Origin of the sequence: Cupriavidus sp. YR651, assembly GCF_900101625.1 — a bacterium.
Classification (GTDB): Bacteria; Pseudomonadota; Gammaproteobacteria; order Burkholderiales; family Burkholderiaceae; genus Cupriavidus.
In genome coordinates this window covers 434,987-454,897 of the sequence record NZ_FMYZ01000005.1, presented here as the reverse complement: position 1 = coordinate 454,897, position 19,911 = coordinate 434,987, and the positions used below count along the sequence as shown (strand labels likewise).

Annotated in this window: 19 protein-coding genes and 1 tRNA gene; 8 read left to right on the top strand and 12 right to left on the bottom strand. The window is 61.9% G+C overall.

Annotated elements, in window-relative coordinates; translation table 11 throughout:
- Positions 1-54 precede the first annotated feature (54 nt).
- The 4 genes from pheT (at position 55) to BLR29_RS17100 (ending at position 3,737) form a co-directional block, all read left to right on the top strand.
- Positions 55-2,502, top strand: a complete 2,448-nt coding sequence (gene pheT / locus BLR29_RS17115) for a phenylalanine--tRNA ligase subunit beta (protein ID WP_092138189.1) — start codon at positions 55-57, stop codon at positions 2,500-2,502.
- A 77-nt stretch (positions 2,503-2,579) separates the two neighbouring features.
- Complete coding sequence (locus tag BLR29_RS17110; protein ID WP_092138188.1) at positions 2,580-2,996, top strand: integration host factor subunit alpha; 417 nt, start codon at positions 2,580-2,582, stop codon at positions 2,994-2,996.
- 174 nt (positions 2,997-3,170) lie between these two features.
- Positions 3,171-3,605 (top strand): MerR family transcriptional regulator, encoded by a 435-nt coding sequence (locus tag BLR29_RS17105; RefSeq protein ID WP_092138187.1) that lies wholly within the window; start codon positions 3,171-3,173, stop codon positions 3,603-3,605.
- A gap of 55 nt (positions 3,606-3,660) precedes the next feature.
- Positions 3,661-3,737 (top strand) — tRNA-Pro (locus BLR29_RS17100).
- A gap of 91 nt (positions 3,738-3,828) precedes the next feature.
- On the opposite strand, the gene BLR29_RS17095 is transcribed toward BLR29_RS17100, so the two are convergent.
- The 10 genes from BLR29_RS17095 to cyoA form a co-directional block, all read right to left on the bottom strand.
- Positions 3,829-4,470, bottom strand: a complete 642-nt coding sequence (locus tag BLR29_RS17095) for a flagellar biosynthesis protein (protein ID WP_092138186.1) — start codon at positions 4,468-4,470, stop codon at positions 3,829-3,831.
- Between the two features lie 261 nt (positions 4,471-4,731).
- The gene (locus BLR29_RS32000; protein WP_143018470.1) at positions 4,732-6,189 is read right to left on the bottom strand and encodes a hypothetical protein; all 1,458 of its coding nucleotides are present in this window, start codon (positions 6,187-6,189) and stop codon (positions 4,732-4,734) included.
- Positions 6,190-6,196: 7 nt separating this feature from the next.
- Positions 6,197-7,810, bottom strand: a complete 1,614-nt coding sequence (locus BLR29_RS17085; protein WP_092138184.1) for an MBOAT family O-acyltransferase — start codon at positions 7,808-7,810, stop codon at positions 6,197-6,199.
- 413 nt (positions 7,811-8,223) lie between these two features.
- The gene (locus BLR29_RS17080) at positions 8,224-9,246 is read right to left on the bottom strand and encodes a class I fructose-bisphosphate aldolase (protein ID WP_092138183.1); all 1,023 of its coding nucleotides are present in this window, start codon (positions 9,244-9,246) and stop codon (positions 8,224-8,226) included.
- Between the two features lie 513 nt (positions 9,247-9,759).
- On the bottom strand, positions 9,760-10,299 hold the full coding sequence (locus BLR29_RS17075; RefSeq protein ID WP_092138182.1) for a DUF934 domain-containing protein: 540 nt from the start codon (positions 10,297-10,299) through the stop codon (positions 9,760-9,762).
- Positions 10,292-12,031, bottom strand: a complete 1,740-nt coding sequence (locus tag BLR29_RS17070; protein ID WP_092138181.1) for a nitrite/sulfite reductase — start codon at positions 12,029-12,031, stop codon at positions 10,292-10,294. Before BLR29_RS17070 ends, BLR29_RS17075 begins: the two co-directional genes overlap by 8 nt.
- Positions 12,032-12,059: 28 nt before the next feature.
- On the bottom strand, positions 12,060-12,437 hold the full coding sequence (gene cyoD / locus BLR29_RS17065; protein WP_092138180.1) for a cytochrome o ubiquinol oxidase subunit IV: 378 nt from the start codon (positions 12,435-12,437) through the stop codon (positions 12,060-12,062).
- Positions 12,434-13,078: a cytochrome o ubiquinol oxidase subunit III gene (cyoC, locus tag BLR29_RS17060; RefSeq protein ID WP_092138179.1), complete on the bottom strand. Its 645-nt coding sequence runs from the start codon at positions 13,076-13,078 to the stop codon at positions 12,434-12,436. The genes cyoD and cyoC overlap by 4 nt, the downstream gene beginning before the upstream one ends.
- A gap of 4 nt (positions 13,079-13,082) precedes the next feature.
- On the bottom strand, positions 13,083-15,059 hold the full coding sequence (gene cyoB / locus BLR29_RS17055; RefSeq protein WP_092138178.1) for a cytochrome o ubiquinol oxidase subunit I: 1,977 nt from the start codon (positions 15,057-15,059) through the stop codon (positions 13,083-13,085).
- 1 nt (position 15,060) lies between these two features.
- Positions 15,061-16,053 (bottom strand): ubiquinol oxidase subunit II, encoded by a 993-nt coding sequence (gene cyoA, locus BLR29_RS17050; RefSeq protein WP_092138177.1) that lies wholly within the window; start codon positions 16,051-16,053, stop codon positions 15,061-15,063.
- A gap of 221 nt (positions 16,054-16,274) precedes the next feature.
- Between cyoA and BLR29_RS17045 the strand changes: the two genes are divergently transcribed.
- The 4 genes from BLR29_RS17045 to BLR29_RS17030 all read left to right on the top strand — a co-directional run bounded on the left by BLR29_RS17045 (position 16,275) and on the right by BLR29_RS17030 (position 18,545).
- On the top strand, positions 16,275-17,654 hold the full coding sequence (locus tag BLR29_RS17045; RefSeq protein ID WP_092138176.1) for an aminotransferase-like domain-containing protein: 1,380 nt from the start codon (positions 16,275-16,277) through the stop codon (positions 17,652-17,654).
- A gap of 88 nt (positions 17,655-17,742) precedes the next feature.
- Complete coding sequence (locus BLR29_RS17040) at positions 17,743-17,937, top strand: hypothetical protein (RefSeq protein WP_092138175.1); 195 nt, start codon at positions 17,743-17,745, stop codon at positions 17,935-17,937.
- A 156-nt stretch (positions 17,938-18,093) separates the two neighbouring features.
- On the top strand, positions 18,094-18,279 hold the full coding sequence (locus tag BLR29_RS17035) for a hypothetical protein (protein ID WP_092138174.1): 186 nt from the start codon (positions 18,094-18,096) through the stop codon (positions 18,277-18,279).
- A 2-nt stretch (positions 18,280-18,281) separates the two neighbouring features.
- Positions 18,282-18,545 carry a hypothetical protein gene (locus BLR29_RS17030; protein WP_092138173.1) on the top strand — a complete coding sequence of 88 codons (264 nt, stop codon included), beginning with the start codon at positions 18,282-18,284 and terminating at the stop codon, positions 18,543-18,545.
- Between the two features lie 34 nt (positions 18,546-18,579).
- On the opposite strand, the gene BLR29_RS17025 is transcribed toward BLR29_RS17030, so the two are convergent.
- Together BLR29_RS17025 and msrA are read right to left on the bottom strand one after the other, a co-directional pair.
- Entirely contained in the window at positions 18,580-19,068 is a 489-nt protein-coding gene (locus BLR29_RS17025) for a GAF domain-containing protein (RefSeq protein ID WP_092138277.1), read from the bottom strand.
- An 82-nt stretch (positions 19,069-19,150) separates the two neighbouring features.
- Entirely contained in the window at positions 19,151-19,885 is a 735-nt protein-coding gene (msrA, locus tag BLR29_RS17020) for a peptide-methionine (S)-S-oxide reductase MsrA (RefSeq protein WP_092138172.1), read from the bottom strand.
- Between the last annotated feature and the right edge of the window lie 26 nt (positions 19,886-19,911).

Sequence of the window (19,911 nt, the reverse complement as noted above, 5' to 3'; positions counted from 1 at the left end):
GACTGCCCATCTTCCCAGAAGACACAACAGAATACCTACCGGATCAGAAGCGCCATGCAATTCTCGGAATCCTGGCTTCGTACGTTCGCCAATCCTGACAAGATCTCCACCGACGTGCTGTCGCACCGCCTGACCATGGCCGGGCTGGAAGTGGAAGAGGTCGGCCCGGTTGCGCCGCCGTTCAACAAGATCGTGGTGGCACGCGTCATCGCCACCGAACGCCATCCCAACGCCGACCGCCTGAACGTATGTCAGGTGGACGCGGGCACGGGCGAGACGCTGCAGATCGTCTGTGGCGCGCCGAACGTTGCGCCGGGTATCCTGGTGCCGTGCGCGCTGGTGGGTGCCGTGTTGCCGCCCGCCGAAGACGGCGGCCAGCCGTTCGAAATCAAGGTGGGCAAGCTGCGCGGCGTGGACAGCTACGGCATGCTGTGCTCGGCTCGCGAGCTCAAGCTGTCCGAAGACCACGGCGGCCTGCTGATCCTGCCGGAAGACGCGCCGGTAGGGCAGGATATTCGCCAGTACCTGGACCTTGACGACCAGGTCTTCACGATCAAGCTCACGCCGAACAAGGCGGACTGTCTGTCGATCCACGGCGTCGCGCGTGAAGTCTCCGCGCTGACCGGCGCCGCGCTGACGCTGCCGGATATGTCGCCCGTGGCCGTGACGCTCCAGGAAAAGCTGCCGGTGAAGATTTCGGCACCGGACCTCTGCGGCCGTTTCTCGGGCCGGGTCATCCGCGGTGTGAACGCCCGCGCCGCCACGCCAGCCTGGATGGTGCAGCGCCTGGAGCGCTCGGGCCAGCGCAGCATCTCGGCGCTGGTGGACATTTCCAACTTCGTCATGCTGGAGCTGGGCCGTCCGTCCCACGTGTTCGATCTGGACAAGATCCACGGCGGGCTGGATGTGCGCTGGGGCCGCAAGGGCGAACAGCTCAAGCTGCTCAATGGCAATACAGTAGAGGTGGACGAGCAGGTTGGCGTGATCGCCGACGACAAGGAAATCGAGAGCCTGGCCGGCATCATGGGCGGTGACAGCACCGCCGTGTCGCTGGACACGACCAACATCTACCTGGAAGCCGCGTTCTGGTGGCCCAATGCCATCCAGGGCCGCGCCCGCCGCTATAACTTCTCGACCGATGCCGCGCACCGCTTCGAGCGCGGCGTGGACTACGCCACGACCGTCGAGCATATCGAGCGCATTACGGCGCTGATCCTCCAGATCTGCGGTGGCCAGGCTGGTCCCGTGGATGATCAGATCGTCAACCTGCCGCAACGGGCGCCGGTGAGCCTGCGCGTGGCGCGCGCCGAGCGCGTGCTGGGCATCGAGCTGTCATCGGTCGAGATCGCCGACGTGTTCCAGCGCCTGAACCTGCCGTTTACCCGTTCGGAGGGCGCGGAGGGCGAGGTGTTTGACGTCACGCCGCCGAGCTACCGTTTCGACATCGAGATCGAGGAAGACCTGATCGAAGAAGTTGCCCGGATCTACGGCTTCGAGCGGATTCCCGCGCGGCCCCCGATCGCCGAAAACGAAATGCGCCCGACCAACGAGGCGCGCCGCTCGACCCACGCGGTACGCCACGCGCTGGCTGCCCGCGACTACCAGGAGGTGATCAACTTCGCCTTCGTGGAAGAGCAGTGGGAGCGTGACTTCGCTGCGAACGACAACCCGATCCGCCTGCTGAACCCGATCGCCAGCCAGCTGGCCGTCATGCGTTCCACGCTGATCGGCGGCCTGGTGGAAAAGGTCCGCTACAACCTCAACCGCAAGGCTGCCCGCGTGCGCCTGTTTGAAGTGGGCCGCGTATTCCACCGTGATGCCAACGTGACCGACGGCGGCCTGACCGTGGCGGGCTACCATCAGCCGATGATGGCCGCCGGTATCGCCAACGGCCCGGCGTTCGAAGAGCAATGGGGTATCGATACGCGCCCGGTGGACTTCTTCGACGTCAAGGGAGACGTGGAAACGCTGTTTCATCCGCGTACCGCCCGCTTCGAGCCGGTGGGGCACCCCGCGCTGCACCCGGGCCGTGCTGCCCGCGTGATCGTCGACGGCAAGCCGGTAGGCGTGGTGGGCGAGCTGCATCCGCGCTGGCTGCAGGAATACGAGCTGACCCATGCGCCAGTCGTATTTGAACTCGAACTGGATCCGCTGCGCGAGGTCGGCTTGCCAACCTACGCGGAGATCTCCAAATTCCCGGCTGCCGTGCGCGATCTGGCGGTGGTGGTCAAGCAGTCCGTGCGCGTGCAGGACTTGATCGACGCCATGCGTGCCGCGCTGGACAAGGCAGGGCTTGGCCACTTCGTGCAAAGCCTGGTGTTGTTCGACGAGTTCCGTCCCAAGGCAGCTTCGGCTGCGATCGGGGCGGATGAGAAAAGCCTTGCGTTCCGTCTGACCTTGCAAGATACTGGGGCGACCCTCCAGGACGAGACAGTCGACGGTGCGGTACGCTGCATGATCGATGCGCTGGTGGCGGGATTTGATGCCCGCCTGCGCGGTTGAGCAGATCGCTGACATCTGGAGCGCCCGGGCACAGCTCCCGGGCGGATCGCCAGACAGACTCCCAAGAGCGATCAAGAATGAATGATCGAGACGCGAATTCCATGAATGCTGCAGACCTGGGCGAGGTGAGCGACCGGCACGCTGCCTCCCTCGACGATGCATCGCCGGAAGCCCGCGCGACCGAGGTGCCGACGCTGACCAAGGCCGAACTCGCAGAAATGCTGTTCGACCAGGTTGGCCTGAACAAGCGCGAATCGAAGGACATGGTCGAAGCATTTTTCGACGTGATTCGCGAAGCCCTGGAGCAGGGCGACAGCGTGAAGCTGTCCGGCTTTGGCAATTTCCAGTTGCGTGACAAGCCGCAACGGCCCGGGCGCAACCCCAAGACCGGTGAAATCATCCCCATTACCGCGCGCCGCGTGGTGACGTTCCACGCCAGCCAGAAACTCAAGGGCCTGGTCGAAGAGCGCGCAGGCCTGGCCGTACCTGGCTGATTGCCGATGCGATCCGGCGCGAGAAATTCGCGCCGTCGCTGCGCCCACACACCTGTTCCAGCTGACCCGTTTGGCGGATTGCCCGCGGCCCTTGCAGTCTGTATCCTGCAATGCCGCGTGCACGCCACGCCAACCGAGTCATGCCGTACGGCCTGACACCTGCCTTCCCATCGCATGACGGAAAAATCCAGCGAGCGCGTAGCGCTGCCGCCGATTCCCGCAAAACGCTACTTCACCATTGGTGAGGTCAGCGAGCTTTGCGCCGTCAAGCCGCACGTGCTGCGCTACTGGGAACAAGAGTTCACGCAACTGAAGCCGGTCAAGCGTCGCGGCAATCGTCGGTACTACCAGCACCACGAAGTCCTGCTGATCCGACGCATTCGCGAACTGCTGTACGAGCAGGGCTTCACGATCAACGGCGCGCGCAATCGACTCGACGAAGGACGCCACCACGCCATGGGTGCACTGCCCCAGGATGTGGCGGACGAACCGGTCGAAGCGATGACACAGGCGCCGGTTCTCTCGGTGGATCTGAACGCGCTGCGCAATGAAATTGTGGAAGTTCAACATCTGTTGGCGCAGTTGAAGGAGATCGCCCGGCACGGATAAATTGCCGGTGAATCACTAGCCATCGACGAAATGTCTCTGTTATAATCTTTTGCTTCGGGGCGTAGCGCAGCCTGGTAGCGTACCTGCATGGGGTGCAGGTGGTCGGAGGTTCAAATCCTCTCGCCCCGACCAAATAAAAGCCCGCGTAATCAATTGGTTACGCGGGCTTTGTCGTTTTCGGTCCCACTGGAATCCTCAGTTCACGCCGGACTTGTTGGGGTGGTCAGTTGCCGAGAATCTGTTTGGTCTGCTCCGATATTGCCGCTAGTCCCTTCTCCACGATCTCCCGCCAGTCTCCGGACGTTACGACTTGCTTGGATTCGCTGACGCGTGTCTTGATAGTCCGGGAGCCATGAAGTCCGCCGACATCGCCAGCTAGCTGGACCTCGGACTTTTGGTTGGTGGTGACGGACCAGAAGCCAGGTTGAATCCACGCCCAGAAATCAATGATCTCCGCATTCACCGAAGCGGCGCCGTCGAAATTCGGATCTCCCTTCATTACCACGATGTAGCCAGCTTGCTGGAAGCCCGTAGCCAAGGCACTCTCGACCAATCCAGACACCGTCTTTCCTTCGGGGAGGACCACGTCTCCAAGCGCTTTTCCAAACGTGTTCCGCTTGCGTCCGATCGCGCGTGCCTTGGACGCATCGCTCGTATCTTCATCAGGATCCAACGACGCCATGTCCGCACTGGGTGGCGCGACAGTAAAGGTGCGTTTGTCCAGGACCGGTTCGATGCGTACGTATTTGCCGGTTGAAGGGTTTGCAGCGTGCGGCGCCGTTAGATCGACTGTTCCGCGTCCAACCGCACATCCAGTCAGCACAGACGCAGCGATGCCGTAAGCAACGAGTCGCGTGAGAAACATGAGTGCGTCTCCTGTGAACTAAGCTGGCCGCCAGGCCAATTCCTTCACGATACCGCAGACGAAATGTAACTCCTTCACCATGACTCGGCCATCAAGCGATCTCACCAGACCATCGTGACGCTCTTGGAGCGCGGTGTCGGGTTCGGCGGCTACAAACTTGTTGTGCTCGATTCGAGGGCGCATGGATGGCTGCACCGTACCTTTGACGGACATTTAGTGACAGATGTGCTCTTTGCAACAGGTAGCTGGATGTCCGGCAGCTCACGAGGCTCGGTTCTGGGGCAGTTCGGCTCGACGGTGGTTTTCCTTCGCGGGGCTTGGCGATAGCAATAGTTCTCTGAACAAGGCGCTTATACCTGTCTCACTCGTTGACGCGGAACTGGTTCGAATCGTAATCGTGTTTTGTCCGCTCTTGAGCGGTAGCACTACCGCAATTCTGCTGAACTCATCAGCATTTGCCAGATGACCAGCATAGATTTCTCGATCATTTACGAGTATGTGCAACGGTTGTCCATTTGAAATGGGCGCGGCATCCAGTGTCAAAAGTCTCTGGTCGTCCCGATCCATGTCCACCTGCAAGCGCAGTTGTGGAGATCCCCATGCCACCGCATTCAATTGGCGTTCAGGGTATGGGCCCTCGAATGTTCTCAAGCCAGCAATTGGCATCCAACCATTAAAGTGGCGTAGCACTTCGTCGACGGGGCTATCAACCGATGTTTCTTGAAACTTGCCATCCGTCCGCATAGGTGGCAATTCGCCATCAAGCCAGTGAAGAAGTAGTTCCGTGTACTTACGCTTGCCCAGTTGATTGGCGTGATAGTTGGTATCGAAGAACAGATCGCGTTCCAACATCGCGTCGTATGGGTCGCCAATAAAAGGAACACCCCTGTCGCTGTACAGTCTCCGAACGGCTTCAATTCCCCTGCGAAATTTTGGGTCTTGGTAAACATCAAATTTCATTGTGGCTGGCGGAACAGCTATGATTTTGACGCCTTGAGTTTTGCACCACGCCACGAAATCGGCTAATAAGGACCAATTAATTTGTTTATCGGAAATGGTTGGGATTCGATGTTCGACTAGTGCGCCTGCGCGGCCGTTCCTCATGGTTTCATTGAGGAAAACCAGGTTGTTCGCGTGCGTGTCACCGAACGGCGAGTAAAAGAAATCGGTATAAACGTTGAAGGGATACGGGCTCCCGCGAGGTTGCCAGGATTCCTTCTTGGCAGTCAGCAGGCGTTTCAGCGAGACGTGACCAATTATTTCAACCTTTTCCCGGAGGCCTCGGCTGCGAAAATATTCGGGGTCCCGGGAGATGAGGTAATCGAGATACGCCTCACTGAGGCGTTCATCACTCGCGAAGTAAAGATACTCGAGTGCAAGTATTACTGTATCTCCGCGATGCAGTATTGGCCTTGCATGATCGAGCATGTACCCCAACGGCAGAATTGCGTGTGTACCAAGATTGACTGTTGATATTCCCAGTTTCCTGGAAATGAGTTCGGCATCGACGTTGAAATTCCCGCTGGATCCGGCAATGACTACAATCTTGTTGCCGCTCGCATTCCGGGCGGCAGCGAGCTTTTGAGTAACAAGTGCGCTGGTCCAATAGCTGTGAGTCGTGGGCAGCCCCAATTGGCTATAGAACAGAGCACACCATGCGGCCAACGCTATGAGGCACCCGCATAGCATGGCTGTCAGATAAGAACTGGCTTTGCGCATCAATCAATCAGAAGTTGAAGTACATGAACTCGGAGGGAGTGCCCGAGAACAGGCGCGATAGCGTGAACATGGCGACGATGCCGATGGCAAGACCTGCTTGTGGTGTCAGAGCGAATCCCCATCGCATCTTGACATTGCTTCTATCTAGTCCAAGAGCAGGCTCGTGTTCCCTGAAGACCTCGGAGGTGTTTGGGAGAAACCAGACCACGAGCAAGAGCGCGGCAAGAGTCGCAAGTGTCCCGACGGTGCCGAAGTCGATCTTTTGGGCGGACAGAGTAAAGCTAATGGCCTTCTGGAGCCAATTTAGATTCTGGATTTTTTCTATTTCAAGGGCGGCTTGTTTGAGTGCGCCACTGATTACCGCAAAATCAGCGGAAACTGGTGCGATAGAGAAGCCGTTTTTCCCAAGCATCGCGGACGCGATGGTTGTTGCGGAGTGCAATGTGTCTGCTCTAAAAAAAACCCAGGCAAACACGGTTGCTAGGAAGGTGAGCCCAACGGCCGACGCGGTAATTAGCGGCCGGATAAGCTTTGGTGGTTCGAGGTCGATTACGCCACGACATAGGGCGCGCCATGCATGGTTGCAGACGAGATAAGCCCCGTGAAGCCCACCCCAGACTATGAAATTAACGCTTGCTCCGTGCCATGCGCCTCCCAGCAGCATGGTCACCCAGAGGTTCAGGTAACGGCGAACGGGGCCTTTCCGATTGCCCCCAAGTGCTATGTACAGGTAGTCTCGCAGAAAGTTGGACAGGGTAATATGCCAGCGATGCCAGAATTCAATAATGCTGCGTGATTTATATGGCGAATTGAAGTTGATAGGGAGCTTCACGCCAAACAGCAGTGACAGGCCAATTGCCATGTCCGAATATCCGGAAAAATCGAAATATAATTGCAATGTATAGGATAGGGTGCTTATCCATGCATGGATGAAGTCTGGATTTGCTGCTCCCTCCACCCCGGTCGAGCCATAAACGTGAGAAACGCTCGAGCTAAGGCTGTCGGAAAGAATAATTTTCTTGAAGAGCCCAAAGATGAAGATGGTTATTCCGATCGCGAACTGCTCAGTGTTGAAGCGCAGTTTTTCATCCCGTAGGAATTGCGGCAAAAGCTCTTTATGGTGAACGATTGGCCCAGCAATCAGGTGTGTAAAGAAGGTGACAAACAGGCAGTAGTGCAGGAAATTGTACTCGTTTGCCTCGCCACGATACGAATCGACCAGGAAGGCGATTTGCGTAAACGTGAAAAATGAGATGGCAAGCGGGAGGACAATGTGCTGAAGATTGAAATCCGTGGCAAGGGCGGAATTCAGCGTGCCGATGAAGAAATCATAGTATTTGTAATACCCGAGCGCCGCCAGGTTGGTAATAATTCCAACCATCAATCCCGCTCGCCTGAATCTTCCCGGGCGACTGATTAGTCGTCCGGTTGCGTAATTAAACGCAATGGATATTGTGATTAGCCAGAGGTGTGCGGGGTTCCACCACCCGTAGAACGCCAGCGAACACAAGGTCAGCCAGGCGAGCGTGAGTTCCCTGTGTGAAAAATATAACAGTGCGTAATATCCAGCCAGGGTAATCGGAAGAAAGGCGAAAATGAATATCGCGGAATTGAAAAGCATTCTATGTTTTTTGGTGGCGCGGGTGCCGTTTTCGGCTGTCTGGCTGCCATTTATCGAGATGGCGTGGCTGCATATCAGGTGGCAAACGGAGCCCCTTGAATGCGTGCGGGCTGCAATCTACCATACCGGCGGTCGACAGTCCCTATCAGCACTTTACGAGTGTCTGTCGCTGTCTCGGAGCCTCAGTCACTCTGTCAACTAAATTGGATCTCCAGTTCGCTGGATAGCGCTGTATTCCCAATCGCGCTCAGACGTATTTGGGCCGAGGTTCGGCCCCGGCCTCTGATCAGCGTTGCTACTTGCCCGGCCAACGGGCGCCAATAGCCGATTCTCACATTCGCGTCAAATGCAGACCTCCCACGCTGCTTGATACAACCCTCGTCCGATGTCATTGGCATCCGTCAGGGCTCAATTTAGCCTCCCGCCTTCTCCATCGCCGCTTCATATTGCCCCAGGCAGGCCATGCCATTCAGCCGGGAGCGCTGCAGCAGCGCCCGTTGCGCTTGCGCCGTGTTGGCGGCCTCGCCGTGCCAGGCGTGCAGGGGAGGTTCCTGCAAGGCGCGGCCGTAGGAGAAGGACAGCCGCCAGGGCAGAGGGGCGAGCCGGTTCATGGCATCGAGGTTGGCGGTGGCCTCGGTCGGGGATTGGCCGCCGGACAGGAAGAATATGCCCGGCACAGCCGCCGGCACGGTGCGCTTGAGTATCTGCACGGTCTGCATGGCGACCTCGGCTGGTGCGGCGTGCCCGGCTTCCTTGCCGGGAAGCACCATGCTGGGTTTCAGCAGCATGTGTTCGAGCACCACTGCGTGCCGATGCAAAGCGTGAAAGACTTCGTGCAGCACGGCCTCGGTGACCTCGGCGCAACGTGCCATGGAGTGCGCGCCATCCATCAGCACCTCGGGCTCGACAATGGGTACTACGCCCGTCTCCTGGCAGATGGCGGCATAGCGAGCCAGCGCCTCGGCATTGGCCTGGATCGCAAGCCGTCCAGGCAGCGTGTCCGACACGTTGTACACCGCGCGCCACTTGGCAAAGCGCGCGCCCTGCTGGCGATAGCCGGCAAGCCGCCTGGCCAGCCCATCAAGACCCTCCGTGACCTCATCTCCCGGCGCGTGGGCGAGCGCGAGCTTGCCTTTGTCCACCTTGATGCCGGGCACGATGCCAAGGCGTGCAGCCAGTTCTGGCAACGGTGTGCCATCGTCGGCGCGCTGGCCCAGCGTTTCCTCGTAGAGAATCACGCCGCTGATGAATTCACCAAGACCCGGTGTGGACAGGAGCAGGTTGCGCCACACCCGGCGGTTTTCCTCACTCGATTCCACCCCGATGCGCTCGAACCGCTTGGCGATCGTCGGCCCGCTCTCATCCGCGGCCAGCAGGCCCTTGCCCGCTTGTACCAGGGCGTCCACGGTGGCTTGCAGTTCGCTTCCTGTGTCCATGATTGTTCCTCCGGCAAGGTGACATAGGAACAAGCATTGGCGCGCAAATGCAATCGCGCAAGTAAGCCGCGGGCACATGACCCGTGCTCATGGTGGTCGACCGAACGCTTCGCTTCGCTTGCACTTGCCTCGCTCGATCGTGGCGCAACGCTCCCCGGGGCAGATCGCGGACGCTGCGACCTGCTCGGAGTTATAGCGGACGGCCAAGCCGATACTTGTCCCAGAGGGCTTGCAGGAGGGATTTCGATGGCGGCGTGGAATCGATGCCCGCGACGTTTCCAAAGACGCGCAGAATTCGCTCGCTGAATGAAGCAAGATCTGTCGGCGCGTTCGGTGAGGCGAGCGCGATATCGACAATCGTATGCAGTTGCGCGCTGGATAGGTCTGCAATGGCAGACCACAGATCGTCAGGCGGGGAGTGGGACGGGATGGCTTGGCAGTACATCGCTCATAAGCAGCCTGAAGGCTGGCTGTCTTCACGGGTGGTCATGGTGACAACGCCGCCGGACGGCGCTATCGGCTCGCGGGGCCATAGCTACGCTGGTATGACGACGAGAACGTCGCCAGGGCAAGCAGTGCCGCTTCCGGGTCGTGCCCAGGCTTGATCGCAAAGCTGTTGAAGCCGCAACGCGCCAGGTAGTGCACGGTGTCGATCATCACATCGCCCACGGCGCGCAGTTCACCGGTCCAGCCTAACTGGTGCCGCAGAAGCTGCGCGATGGAATAGCCGCGGCCATCGGTGTACACCGGGAAGTCGATGGCAATCATCGCGATGCCAGTCGGATCGATGACCGTGGCACCGGGCGCGAGCAAGCACTGCGGCTCGGCATCCGGCGACAGGCAGATTGCAATCGGATGCCGCCGAACCCGGTACTGGTCGCGGCAGGCCACCCAGTTCTCCGGCGTTACCACGTAGCCGGGCGCATCGGGCGGGCACGCAGCGTCCGCGTCGCGTGCATCCCCGGTTGGCCAAAGCCAGCTATCCGCGATCAGGCACCCGTCACGGATCACATTGGGCCGGACTTGGCCCGCGGGATGGTCGTGCTCAGGCATTTTCCGTCTCCTGGCGCGACCGCCGCGCGCCGGTATTGGCGTCCGGGTACACGGCGCGTTGGAATGGCTCGATGCCGATGCGGCCGACCACGTCGACGAAGCGCTCGGCTTCGCTGTCGCGATGCGAGAGATAGGTTTCGATCAGGCGCTCGACCACATCCGGCACCTGTTCCTGGGCGAAGGAGGGCCCGATGATCCGACCGATGGCCGCTCCGCCTGCCGCTCCGCCATCCGGGCGGCCCTGGCCGTCGGCGCCGTTCTGCCGGCCGCCGATGGTGATCTGGTACCAGGCCTGCCCGGCCTTGTCGACGCCGAGGATGCCGATGTGGCCGACATGGTGATGCCCGCACGAGTTGATGCAGCCCGAGATGTTCAGGTCCAGTTCACCGATGTCGTGCACATGGTCGAGGTCGTCGAAGCGCTCCTGGATGGCCTGTGCGAGGGGAATCGAGACGGCATTGGCCAGCGAGCAGAAGTCGCCGCCGGGGCAGGCGATGATGTTGGTGATCATGCCCACGTTAGGCGTGGCCAGCCCGGCGGCGTCCAGTTCCCGCCACAAGGCGTGCAGGCCGCTGCGGCGGACATCAGCAAGGATCAGGTTCTGCTCGTGCGATACGCGCAGTTCGCCAAAGCCGTGACGCTCGGCGAGGTCGGCCATCGTCTCCATCTGTTCGGCCGTCATGTCGCCCGGCGCCTGGCCGGTGGCCTTGAGCGATGCCGTGACGGCGGCGTAGCCGGGCATCCGGTGTGGATGCACGTTGCTCTTCAGCCAGCGACGGAAGGCGGGGTCGGTCCTGGCCAGTTCGGCGGAGTCATCCGGCGCTTCCGCGGCAGCGGGGTCATAGGGCGGGATCGTGAAGCGCGCCGCGATGGAGGCGACGAAGGCTTCGCTGACGGTGTCCGGGCCGCCACGGATCCGTTGCCACTGCTCGTCCACCTGAGCGCGAAATACCTCCGGGGTCAGGTCTTTCACCAGGATCTTGATGCGCGCCTTGTACTTGTTGTCGCGACGGCCGTGCAGGTTGTAGACGCGCAGCGTCGCCTGCAGGTACGTCAGCAGGTCTTGCCACGGCACGAAGGGATGGATCAGCTTGCCCACCATCGGCGTGCGGCCCATGCCGCCACCGACCCAGACCTTGAAGCCGGTTTGCCCGTCCTGTTCCACGGCTTGCAGCCCGATGTCATGGACGCCGACCGCGGCCCGGTCCGTCACCGCGCCGCTGATGGCGATCTTGAACTTGCGCGGCAGGAACGCGAACTCGGGATGCAGCATCGACCATTGCCTGACGATCTCGCACCACACCAGCGGGTTCACCAGTTCATCGGGCGCGATGCCGGCAAAGTGGTCCGTGGTGGTATTGCGGATGCAGTTGCCGCTGGTCTGGATGGCGTGCATCTGCACCGTGGCCAGCTCCGCGAGGATGGCGGGAGCATCCTCCAGCCTTGGCCAGTTGAACTGCAGGTTCTGGCGCGTGCTGAAATGCCCGTAACCACGATCCCAGCGGCGCGCGATCTGCGCGAGCTTGCGCAACTGCCGGGACGCCAGCATACCGTAAGGAATCGCCACCCGCAGCATGGGCGCATGGCGCTGGATATACAGGCCGTTCTGCAGGCGCAGTACGCGAAACTCATCTTCAGAGAGCGCGCCGTCCAGAAAGCGGCGCGTCTGGTCCGCGAACTGCACGACGCGTTCGTCGATGAGGACCTGGTCGATGGCGTCATAGACGTACATGGTGGTAGCACTCCTTGCGCACGCGGCGCTAGTCTTTTGCCCGTGCCCGTTCGATGGACATGTCGGTCGGCATCATGTTGAGGTCGGCGTTGTGCATCACCCACAGGGATCCGGCCACGACGATGACGATCAGCAGGCCGGTGCAGGCAAAGATGGCGGTGTTGCCACGCTGGCCGGGGCCGGTGCCAAGATGCAGGAAGTACACCAGCTGCACCAGCAGTTGCGCGACGCAGAGGCCGACGACCAGCGCGATCGCGACGTGTGCCGACAGCGTTCCCGCCATCACGGTCGCGAAGGACGCGACGGTGAGCGCCACCGACAGCAGCAGGCCGATGGTGTAGCTGCGTACGCTGCCATGCGCGGCCGACTCGTTGGCGTGCACGGCGTGAAGATGGGATGGCTTCATGCGAACTCCCGCAGGTAGACAAAGGTGAAGACGCAGATCCAGACCAGGTCCAGGAAATGCCAGAACAGGCTCAGGCAGGCGAGGCGTCGGCGCACGATGTCGTCCAGCCCGAAATGCCGGATCTGGTGGATCATCACGGCGAGCCACAGCAGGCCCGACGTGACGTGGAGCCCGTGCGTGCCGACCAGTGTGAAGAAGGCCGACAGGTAGGCACTGACGCCAGGGCCCGCTCCTTCATGCAGCAGGTGGGCGAACTCGTAGACTTCCATGCCGATGAACAGCGCGCCAAGCCCGAACGTGACCAGCAGCCAGCGGATCATCCGCGGCGCGGCATCGGCGTCCTGCCGGAGCATGGCCAGGCCGAAGGTGTAGCTGCTGAGCAGCAGCACCATGGTCTCGGCGAACACGAACCGCAGCTCGAATAATTGTCGCCCGCCGGGGCCGCCCGCCGTGTTGCCGGACAGTACGCCGAAGGTGGCGAACAGCACCGCGAAGATCAGGCAGTCGCTCATCAGGTAGAGCCAGAATCCCAGCGGGGTGTGGGATCCGGCGTCGTGATGGTGGTGCGCGGCGTCGTGGGTCGTGTCGTGCGTGGAGTCGGCCCCGGCATGATGCAGGGCAGGGGAAAGCGTCGGATTCATGGTTTCAGGCAGCTTCCTGCAGTTGCGCGTAGCGCGCGCGTTCGATGCGTTCGACTTCGGCGGCGGGCACGTAGTAATCCACGTCGCGGTCATAGCTGCGCACGACGAAGGTCGCGATGGCGCCGATCAGCCCGGCAATGGCGACCAGCCACATGTGCCAGACCAGCGCGAAGCACAGCACCAGCCCGAACACGGAAATGAGGAAGCCTGCCGAGGTATTGCGCGGCATGTGGATGTCCTCGTAGTGAGCCGGCTGTCGCCATGCTCGTCCGGTTTCCTTGTCGTCCCAGTGCTGCTCGAGCGACGTGATGTGCGGCACATGGGCAAAGTTGTAGAACGGTGCGGGCGAGGCCGTCGACCACTCCAGGCTGCGGGCGTCCCACGGATCGCCAGTCAGATCCTGGTTCGTCTTGCGGTCGCGGATGCTGACCGCAAACTGCACCACCATGGCCAGGATGCCGGCCCCGATGACGAAGGCACCGACCAGCGCCACCACCAGGTACGGGTGCCAGTCGACATTGGCGTAATGATTCATCCGGCGCGTCATGCCCTTGAAGCCGAGCACGTAGAGCGGCATGAAGGCGAGGAAGAAGCCAACCAGCCAGCACCAGAACGACACCTTGCCCCAGAACTCGTTGAGCTTGAAGCCGAACACCTTGGGGAACCAGAAGCTGATGCCGGCCAGGCAGCCGAAGAGCACGCCGCCGATGATCACGTTATGGAAATGCGCGACCAGGAACAGGCTGTTGTGCAGGACGAAGTCGGCCCCCGGAATCGCCAGTAGCACGCCGGTCATGCCACCCACCGCGAACGTCACCATGAAGCCGATGGTCCACATGGTCGAGGTATGGAAGCGGATCCGGCCCCGGTACATCGTGAACAGCCAGTTGAACAGCTTCACGCCGGTGGGAACCGAGATGATCGAGGTCATGATGCCGAAGAAGGCATTGACGTTCGCCCCCGAGCCCATGGTGAAGAAGTGGTGCAGCCAGACGAAGAACGACAACACGCCAATCGAGGAGGTGGCGTACACCATCGACTTGTAGCCGAACAGCGGCTTGCGCGAGAACGTGGCGATGATCTCGGAGAAGGCGCCGAACGCCGGCAGGATCAGCACGTAGACCTCCGGATGCCCCCAGATCCAGATCAGGTTCACGTACATCATCGCGTTGCCGCCAAGCTCATTGGTGAAGAAGTGCATGCCGAGGTAGCGGTCGGCGGTGAGCAGGGCGAGCGTGGCGGTCAAGACCGGGAAGATCGCGACGATCAGGATGTTGGTGATCAGCGCGGTCCAGGTGAAGACCGGCATCTTCATCAGGTTCAGGCCCGGCGCGCGCATGCGCAGGATCGTCACGATGAAGTTGATGCCCGTCAGCGTGGTGCCGAGCCCGGATATCTGCAGTGACCAGATGTAGTAGTCGACGCCCGGTGTCGGGCTGTAACCCAGCTCGGACAGCGGCGGGTACGCGACCCAGCCGGTGGCCGCGAAGTCGCCGACGAACATCGACATCATGAGCAGCACCGCGCCCATCGCCGACATCCAGAAGCTCAGCGAATTGACGAACGGAAAGGCGACGTCGCGCGCGCCGATCTGCAGCGGCACGATCACGTTCATCAGCCCGAGCACCAGCGGGGTCGCCACGAAGAAGATCATGATCACGCCGTGCGCCGTGAAGATCTGGTCGTAGTGATGCGGCGGCAGGTAGCCCGCGGCATCGCCGTAGGCGAGCGCCTGCTGGGCGCGCATCATGATGGCGTCGGCAAAGCCGCGCAGCAGCATCACCAGCGCCAGGATGATGTACATCACGCCGACCTTCTTGTGGTCGACGGAGCAGATCCAGTCGTTCCACAGCGGCTTCCACTTGCCGAAGTAGGTAATGGCGCCCAGCATCGCCATGCCCAGCACGATCACGGCGGCCAGGGTCCCCATGATGATCGGCTCATGGAAGGGGATGGCGTCCAGGTTGAGTTTTCCAAGCATGTTATTGCTCCATGCGGCCCAGGGGCGCCGACGGGACGCGCTGGAAGGCCTGCAGAGATTCGAGGGTGTCTGCGCGGCAGATCTGGTCGTTGGCCATCATGTATTTGTCGGCGATCTGGTCGAACAGCTTCGGCGCGACCGAGCCGTAGAGCGTGACCGGGTCCTTGCTGCTGGGCTGTTCCAGCGCGCGGTAGGTTTTCAGGTCGAGCGCCTGGGACGAAGCACGAGCGGTGCGGATCCAGGCATCGAATTCCTCGCGCGAGGTGGCCAGCGTCTTGAAATGCATGTCCGAGAAGCCGGGACCGCTGTAGGCGGCCGACTGCCCGAGATAGACGCCCGGCGTGTCGGCGATCAGGTGCAGGCGCGTCTGCATCCCGGCCATGGTGTAGACCATGCTGCCCAGTTGCGGAATGAAGAACGAGTTCATCATCGATTCCGAGGTCAGCCTGAAGTTGATTGGCGTGCCGACAGGAATCGCGAGCTGGTTCAGCGATGCAACGCCGAACTCCGGATAGATGAACAACCATTTCCAGTTCAGCGCGACCACGTCGACCTCGATCGGCTTGACCTGCGACGCGAGCGGCCGATAGGGATCGAGCTTGTGCGTCGACTCCCAGATCAGCAGCGCCAGGCAGGCCACGATCACGCAGGGGATGCCCCAGACCACGACTTCGATCTTGGTGGAGTGCGACCACTTGGGGGCGTAGGTGGCGCGCGTATTGGTCTCGCGGTAGCGCCATGCGAACCACAGCGTCAGGACGATGACCGGGATGACGACCATCAGCATGATGAACAGGGCGACCAGGATCAGCCATTTCTCCTGTTCACCCACGCTGCCCTTTGGCGAGAGCAGCTCCAGGTTGCAGCCGCTCAGCAGCACGCTGCCGAGGGCGGCCACGAGCAGCGAGACGAGGCGCGGTGATTTTCCGGGGGACAAGCGGGGGAGCGGGCCATGTCGATTCTTGTCTGCCGGCCCGGCGGTTGGTTTGAGCATTTCGGACACCTTGGTTACGCATCACTGAGGTATCCGTCGATCCTTGCCGCCCGGCGCCTGCCACTGCCATTTGCCAGCTTCCACCTGCCGCGTTGGCGGGTTTGCCAAAGTGCGTCGGCCGGCATTCCGGCGTGAATCGTTGTATGGATTCCCGTGATGATGTCTGGCATGCTAATAGAAGACAAAACCCATACATCGAGGACTTTTTTCCCATGAAAGCCATGCAAGGCGGCGAGGTCAATGCGAAATGGGATTTGCAGATCACTCGTGGCGGTGCCCGCTATCTGCAGATTGTGGATTTCATCGAGCGGGCCATCGGCGAAGGGCGTCTCGTTGCCGGAGACCGCGTGCCGCCGCAGCGCAGTCTTGCCAGTGCGCTCGGCGTGGATCTCACGACCGTGACGCGCGCCTATACCGAGGCCAAGCGGCGTCAGCTGATCGAGGCCCGAGGCGCGCTCGGCACCTTTATCGCCGCGCCCCGGGCCGAGTTGGCCAGGGTGGTCGACATGAGCATGAACGTTCCGCCGCCGCCTGCGGGCCTGGACTTCCAGGACCTGCTGCGGCGCGGGTTGTCGCAGGTCTTGCTGCGCAGCGACCCGCACCTGCTGATGACCTACCAGCTAGGTGGCGGCAGCGCTTCCGACCGGGCTGCCGGCGCGCTCTGGCTGGAGCAGGTATTCGGGCACGTCGACACCTCGCGCCTTGTGGCCTGTCCGGGTGCGCAGGCGGCACTGGCTGCCGTGATCCTGATCCGGACCCGGCCCGGCGATGCCATCGTCACCGAGCCGCTGGCCTATCCCGGCATCCGCGCGGCGGCGGCCCGGCTCGGGCGGCGCGTCGTTGTCGCGGCGTGCGACGCGGACGGGATGCTGCCCGAGGCGCTCGAGGCCGCCAGCGCCGACGGCGCGACGCTGGCCTACCTGAATCCGACCGCGCAGAACCCGACCACGCATACCATGCCGGCGTCGCGCCGCGAGGAACTCGCGCGGGTTGCCGGGCAGCGCCATATCACTTTGCTGGAGGACGATCCTTACTGGCTGCTGACCCCATCGGCGCCGCCACCACTGGCTTGTTTCGCCCCGGCACGCACCTACTACGTATCGACGCTGTCAAAGACCCTCAGCCCCGGCCTTCGCACCGCCTATGTCGTGTTGCCCGAGGGCACGCGCGGCGACGATCTGCTTGCGGCGCTCCGCGCCTTTGCGCTGATGGCCGCGCCCATGACGGCGGCGCTGGCCACGCAATGGATTCAGGACGGCTCGGCGATGGCGCTGCTCGATGGCATCCGCACCGAGGCATTGGCGCGATGCGAGCTTGCCAACCGATGGCTGAGCGGGATCGGGCAGTTGCCGCCGAGCGCCATCCACGTATGGCACCGCCTGCCCGCGCACTGGACCACGCATCAGCTCACCCGGGCCGCGCTGGCGGAGGATCTGCGGGTCACGCCTTCCGATGCGTTCCATGACGGGCCCAATCCGCCGAACGCCATCCGCATCTCGCTCGGCGGCGTCGACGACCGCGCGCAGTTGTCGCTGGCACTGCGCAAGCTCGCGGCGCTGCTGGAGCGCAGGCCAACCCCGGATTCAGAACTGATTGTCTGAGGCTTGATGCTTCTGACCAATGGTTACAGTCACTCGCTCAGCCGCGCAGTATCCTCTCGTCACAAGATTCACCAATCAGGAGAAATCGTTGAAAGCCTTCCTTGCAATCGTCGCCGCATGCACCTTGCTAAGCGGCTGTGTTGTCGCCCCCTATCCCTACGACGAGCCGGCAGGCGGCCCGGGTTGCCCGCCCGGGCAGGCCAAGAAGGGCAACTGTCGTGTCGATCAATACGGCAACGAGTCTTTCTGCCCGCCGGGCAAGGCCAAGAAAGGGCAGTGCTAGATGGCGCCGCGCCAGGCCGTTGCCCGTCGCCATGTTCTGACCAGTCAGTGAGGACGGCCAGGTCGATTGGCGGGTGGCATCCCTGGCTTGCCATGGCGTCGATCAAAGGGCGATCTGCCGTGCTACGATGGCGCGACTCCATATCGAAGAGCCGCCATGTCGACAACCAATCCTGGCTTTGACGTGCAATCGCTGGCTGACATCTCGCAGGCGCCGCAGCCATCCGCGCGAGAGCGGACGATAAACGTCATCGGCGATACCGCCGATTCCATCGAAGCCGGTGTCGATATCCTGGAGCTGGCTTCAGGCGTAGCCGAGTTCTTCGGGATGCTCGGAGGCTGAACATGGCGAGGCAATATCGCTTTGACGATCTCCCCGACGCCGCGCGCGAAGGTTTCGAGGGCGCCTGTCTGCGGCACGGGTTCGTGCATGACGATTTCGAGGTCGACTGGGATGATCGGCCCGACAAGGCGGGCCGCAATCTGACCGTTACCCGCATCACCGGCGGCGATCTTCAGCACTACGCGCTGGACGGCAGCGACACCTGGCTACGCGATTTCGAACGTGATCTGCAGCAGGGCGTGTTCGGCGTTCCGCTCGCCGACTAACCGGCAGCGCTACATCGCCAGGCCGCCGCACCCCTCAACTGAGCTCCACAAACACCCGGCACAGCGCCTCCATGCCCCGCGCATCCTCCTCGTCAAACCTGCCGGGGACAGGGCTGTCCACATCCCATACGCCGATCAGCGATCCATTCGAGGCAAACAGCGGCACGACGATTTCCGAGCGCGACGCCGCGTCGCAGGCGATATGGCCCGGGAACGCATGCACGTCGGGCACCACCTGCGTCTCGCGCGTTTGCGCCGCCGTGCCGCACACACCCTTGCCAATCGGAATCCTCACGCAGGCTGGCTTGCCCTGGAAGGGTCCCACCACCAGCTCGGTGCCATCGTAGAAATAGAAGCCCGCCCAGTTCAGGTCGGATAGCGAGTGGTAGAGCAGTGCCGAGAAGTTGGCGGCGTTGGCGATGCGGTCGCGTTCATCGGCCAGCAGCGCACGCGCCTGTGTGACGAGTTCGGCGTAGTGATCGGCCTTGGAGCGGAACGACGCATCGTCGGAAAGCTGGAACATGATCAGGTCCGTGACAGAAATGGCGCGCCCCACGCGGGGCGCTGCGGGATTCTCGCATGGGGCGGAATCCCGCGTTGCCGTGTCAGGTACCGGATTTGGTCAGCAGTACGGGGTCGTTGCGATAGAGGTCGGGGAAGACCTGTTTCAGGTTGCCGATCTTGGGAAGATCGTTGATCACGATGTACGGATAGTTCGGATTCTTCGTCAGGAAGTCCTGGTGATAGGCCTCCGCCGGATAGAAGCCCTTGTAGTCTTCCACGCGCGTCACGATGGGTGCGCGGAACGACTTGGCCGCGCCAAGCTGGGCGATATAGGCCTCGGCGATCTTGCGCTGTGCCGGCGTGACGGGGAAGATCGCGGACCGGTACTGCGTGCCGTGGTCCGGGCCCTGATAGTTGAGCTGGGTGGGGTTATGCGCCACGGAGAAGAAGACTTGCAGCAACTTGCCGTAGCTGACCTGCGCTGGGTCGTAGCGGACCTCGACGGATTCCGCGTGGCCCGTGGTGCCCGAGCCGACTTTCTCGTACTGGGCCGTGCTGGCCGCGCCACCGGCATAGCCCGACGTGACACGCGTCACGCCGCGAATATGCTGGAAGACGCCCTGGACGCCCCAGAAGCAGCCTCCGGCGAATACGGCCGTGGCGGTGTGCGCGTCTCCGGATTTTTCGTCCTGCGTGGGAGCGGGGATGCGTACGGCTTCCTCGGCGGACAGCGCGGGGCGCTCCCACACGGCGGCAACGGCCACCAGCATGGCCAGGCCCATGAGCTTGAGCGTGGTGGGGCGCGTCCAGCGCTGCAGTGCTGCAATCGCGTTCATGATGAGCTTCCTTGATTGTCGAAGGG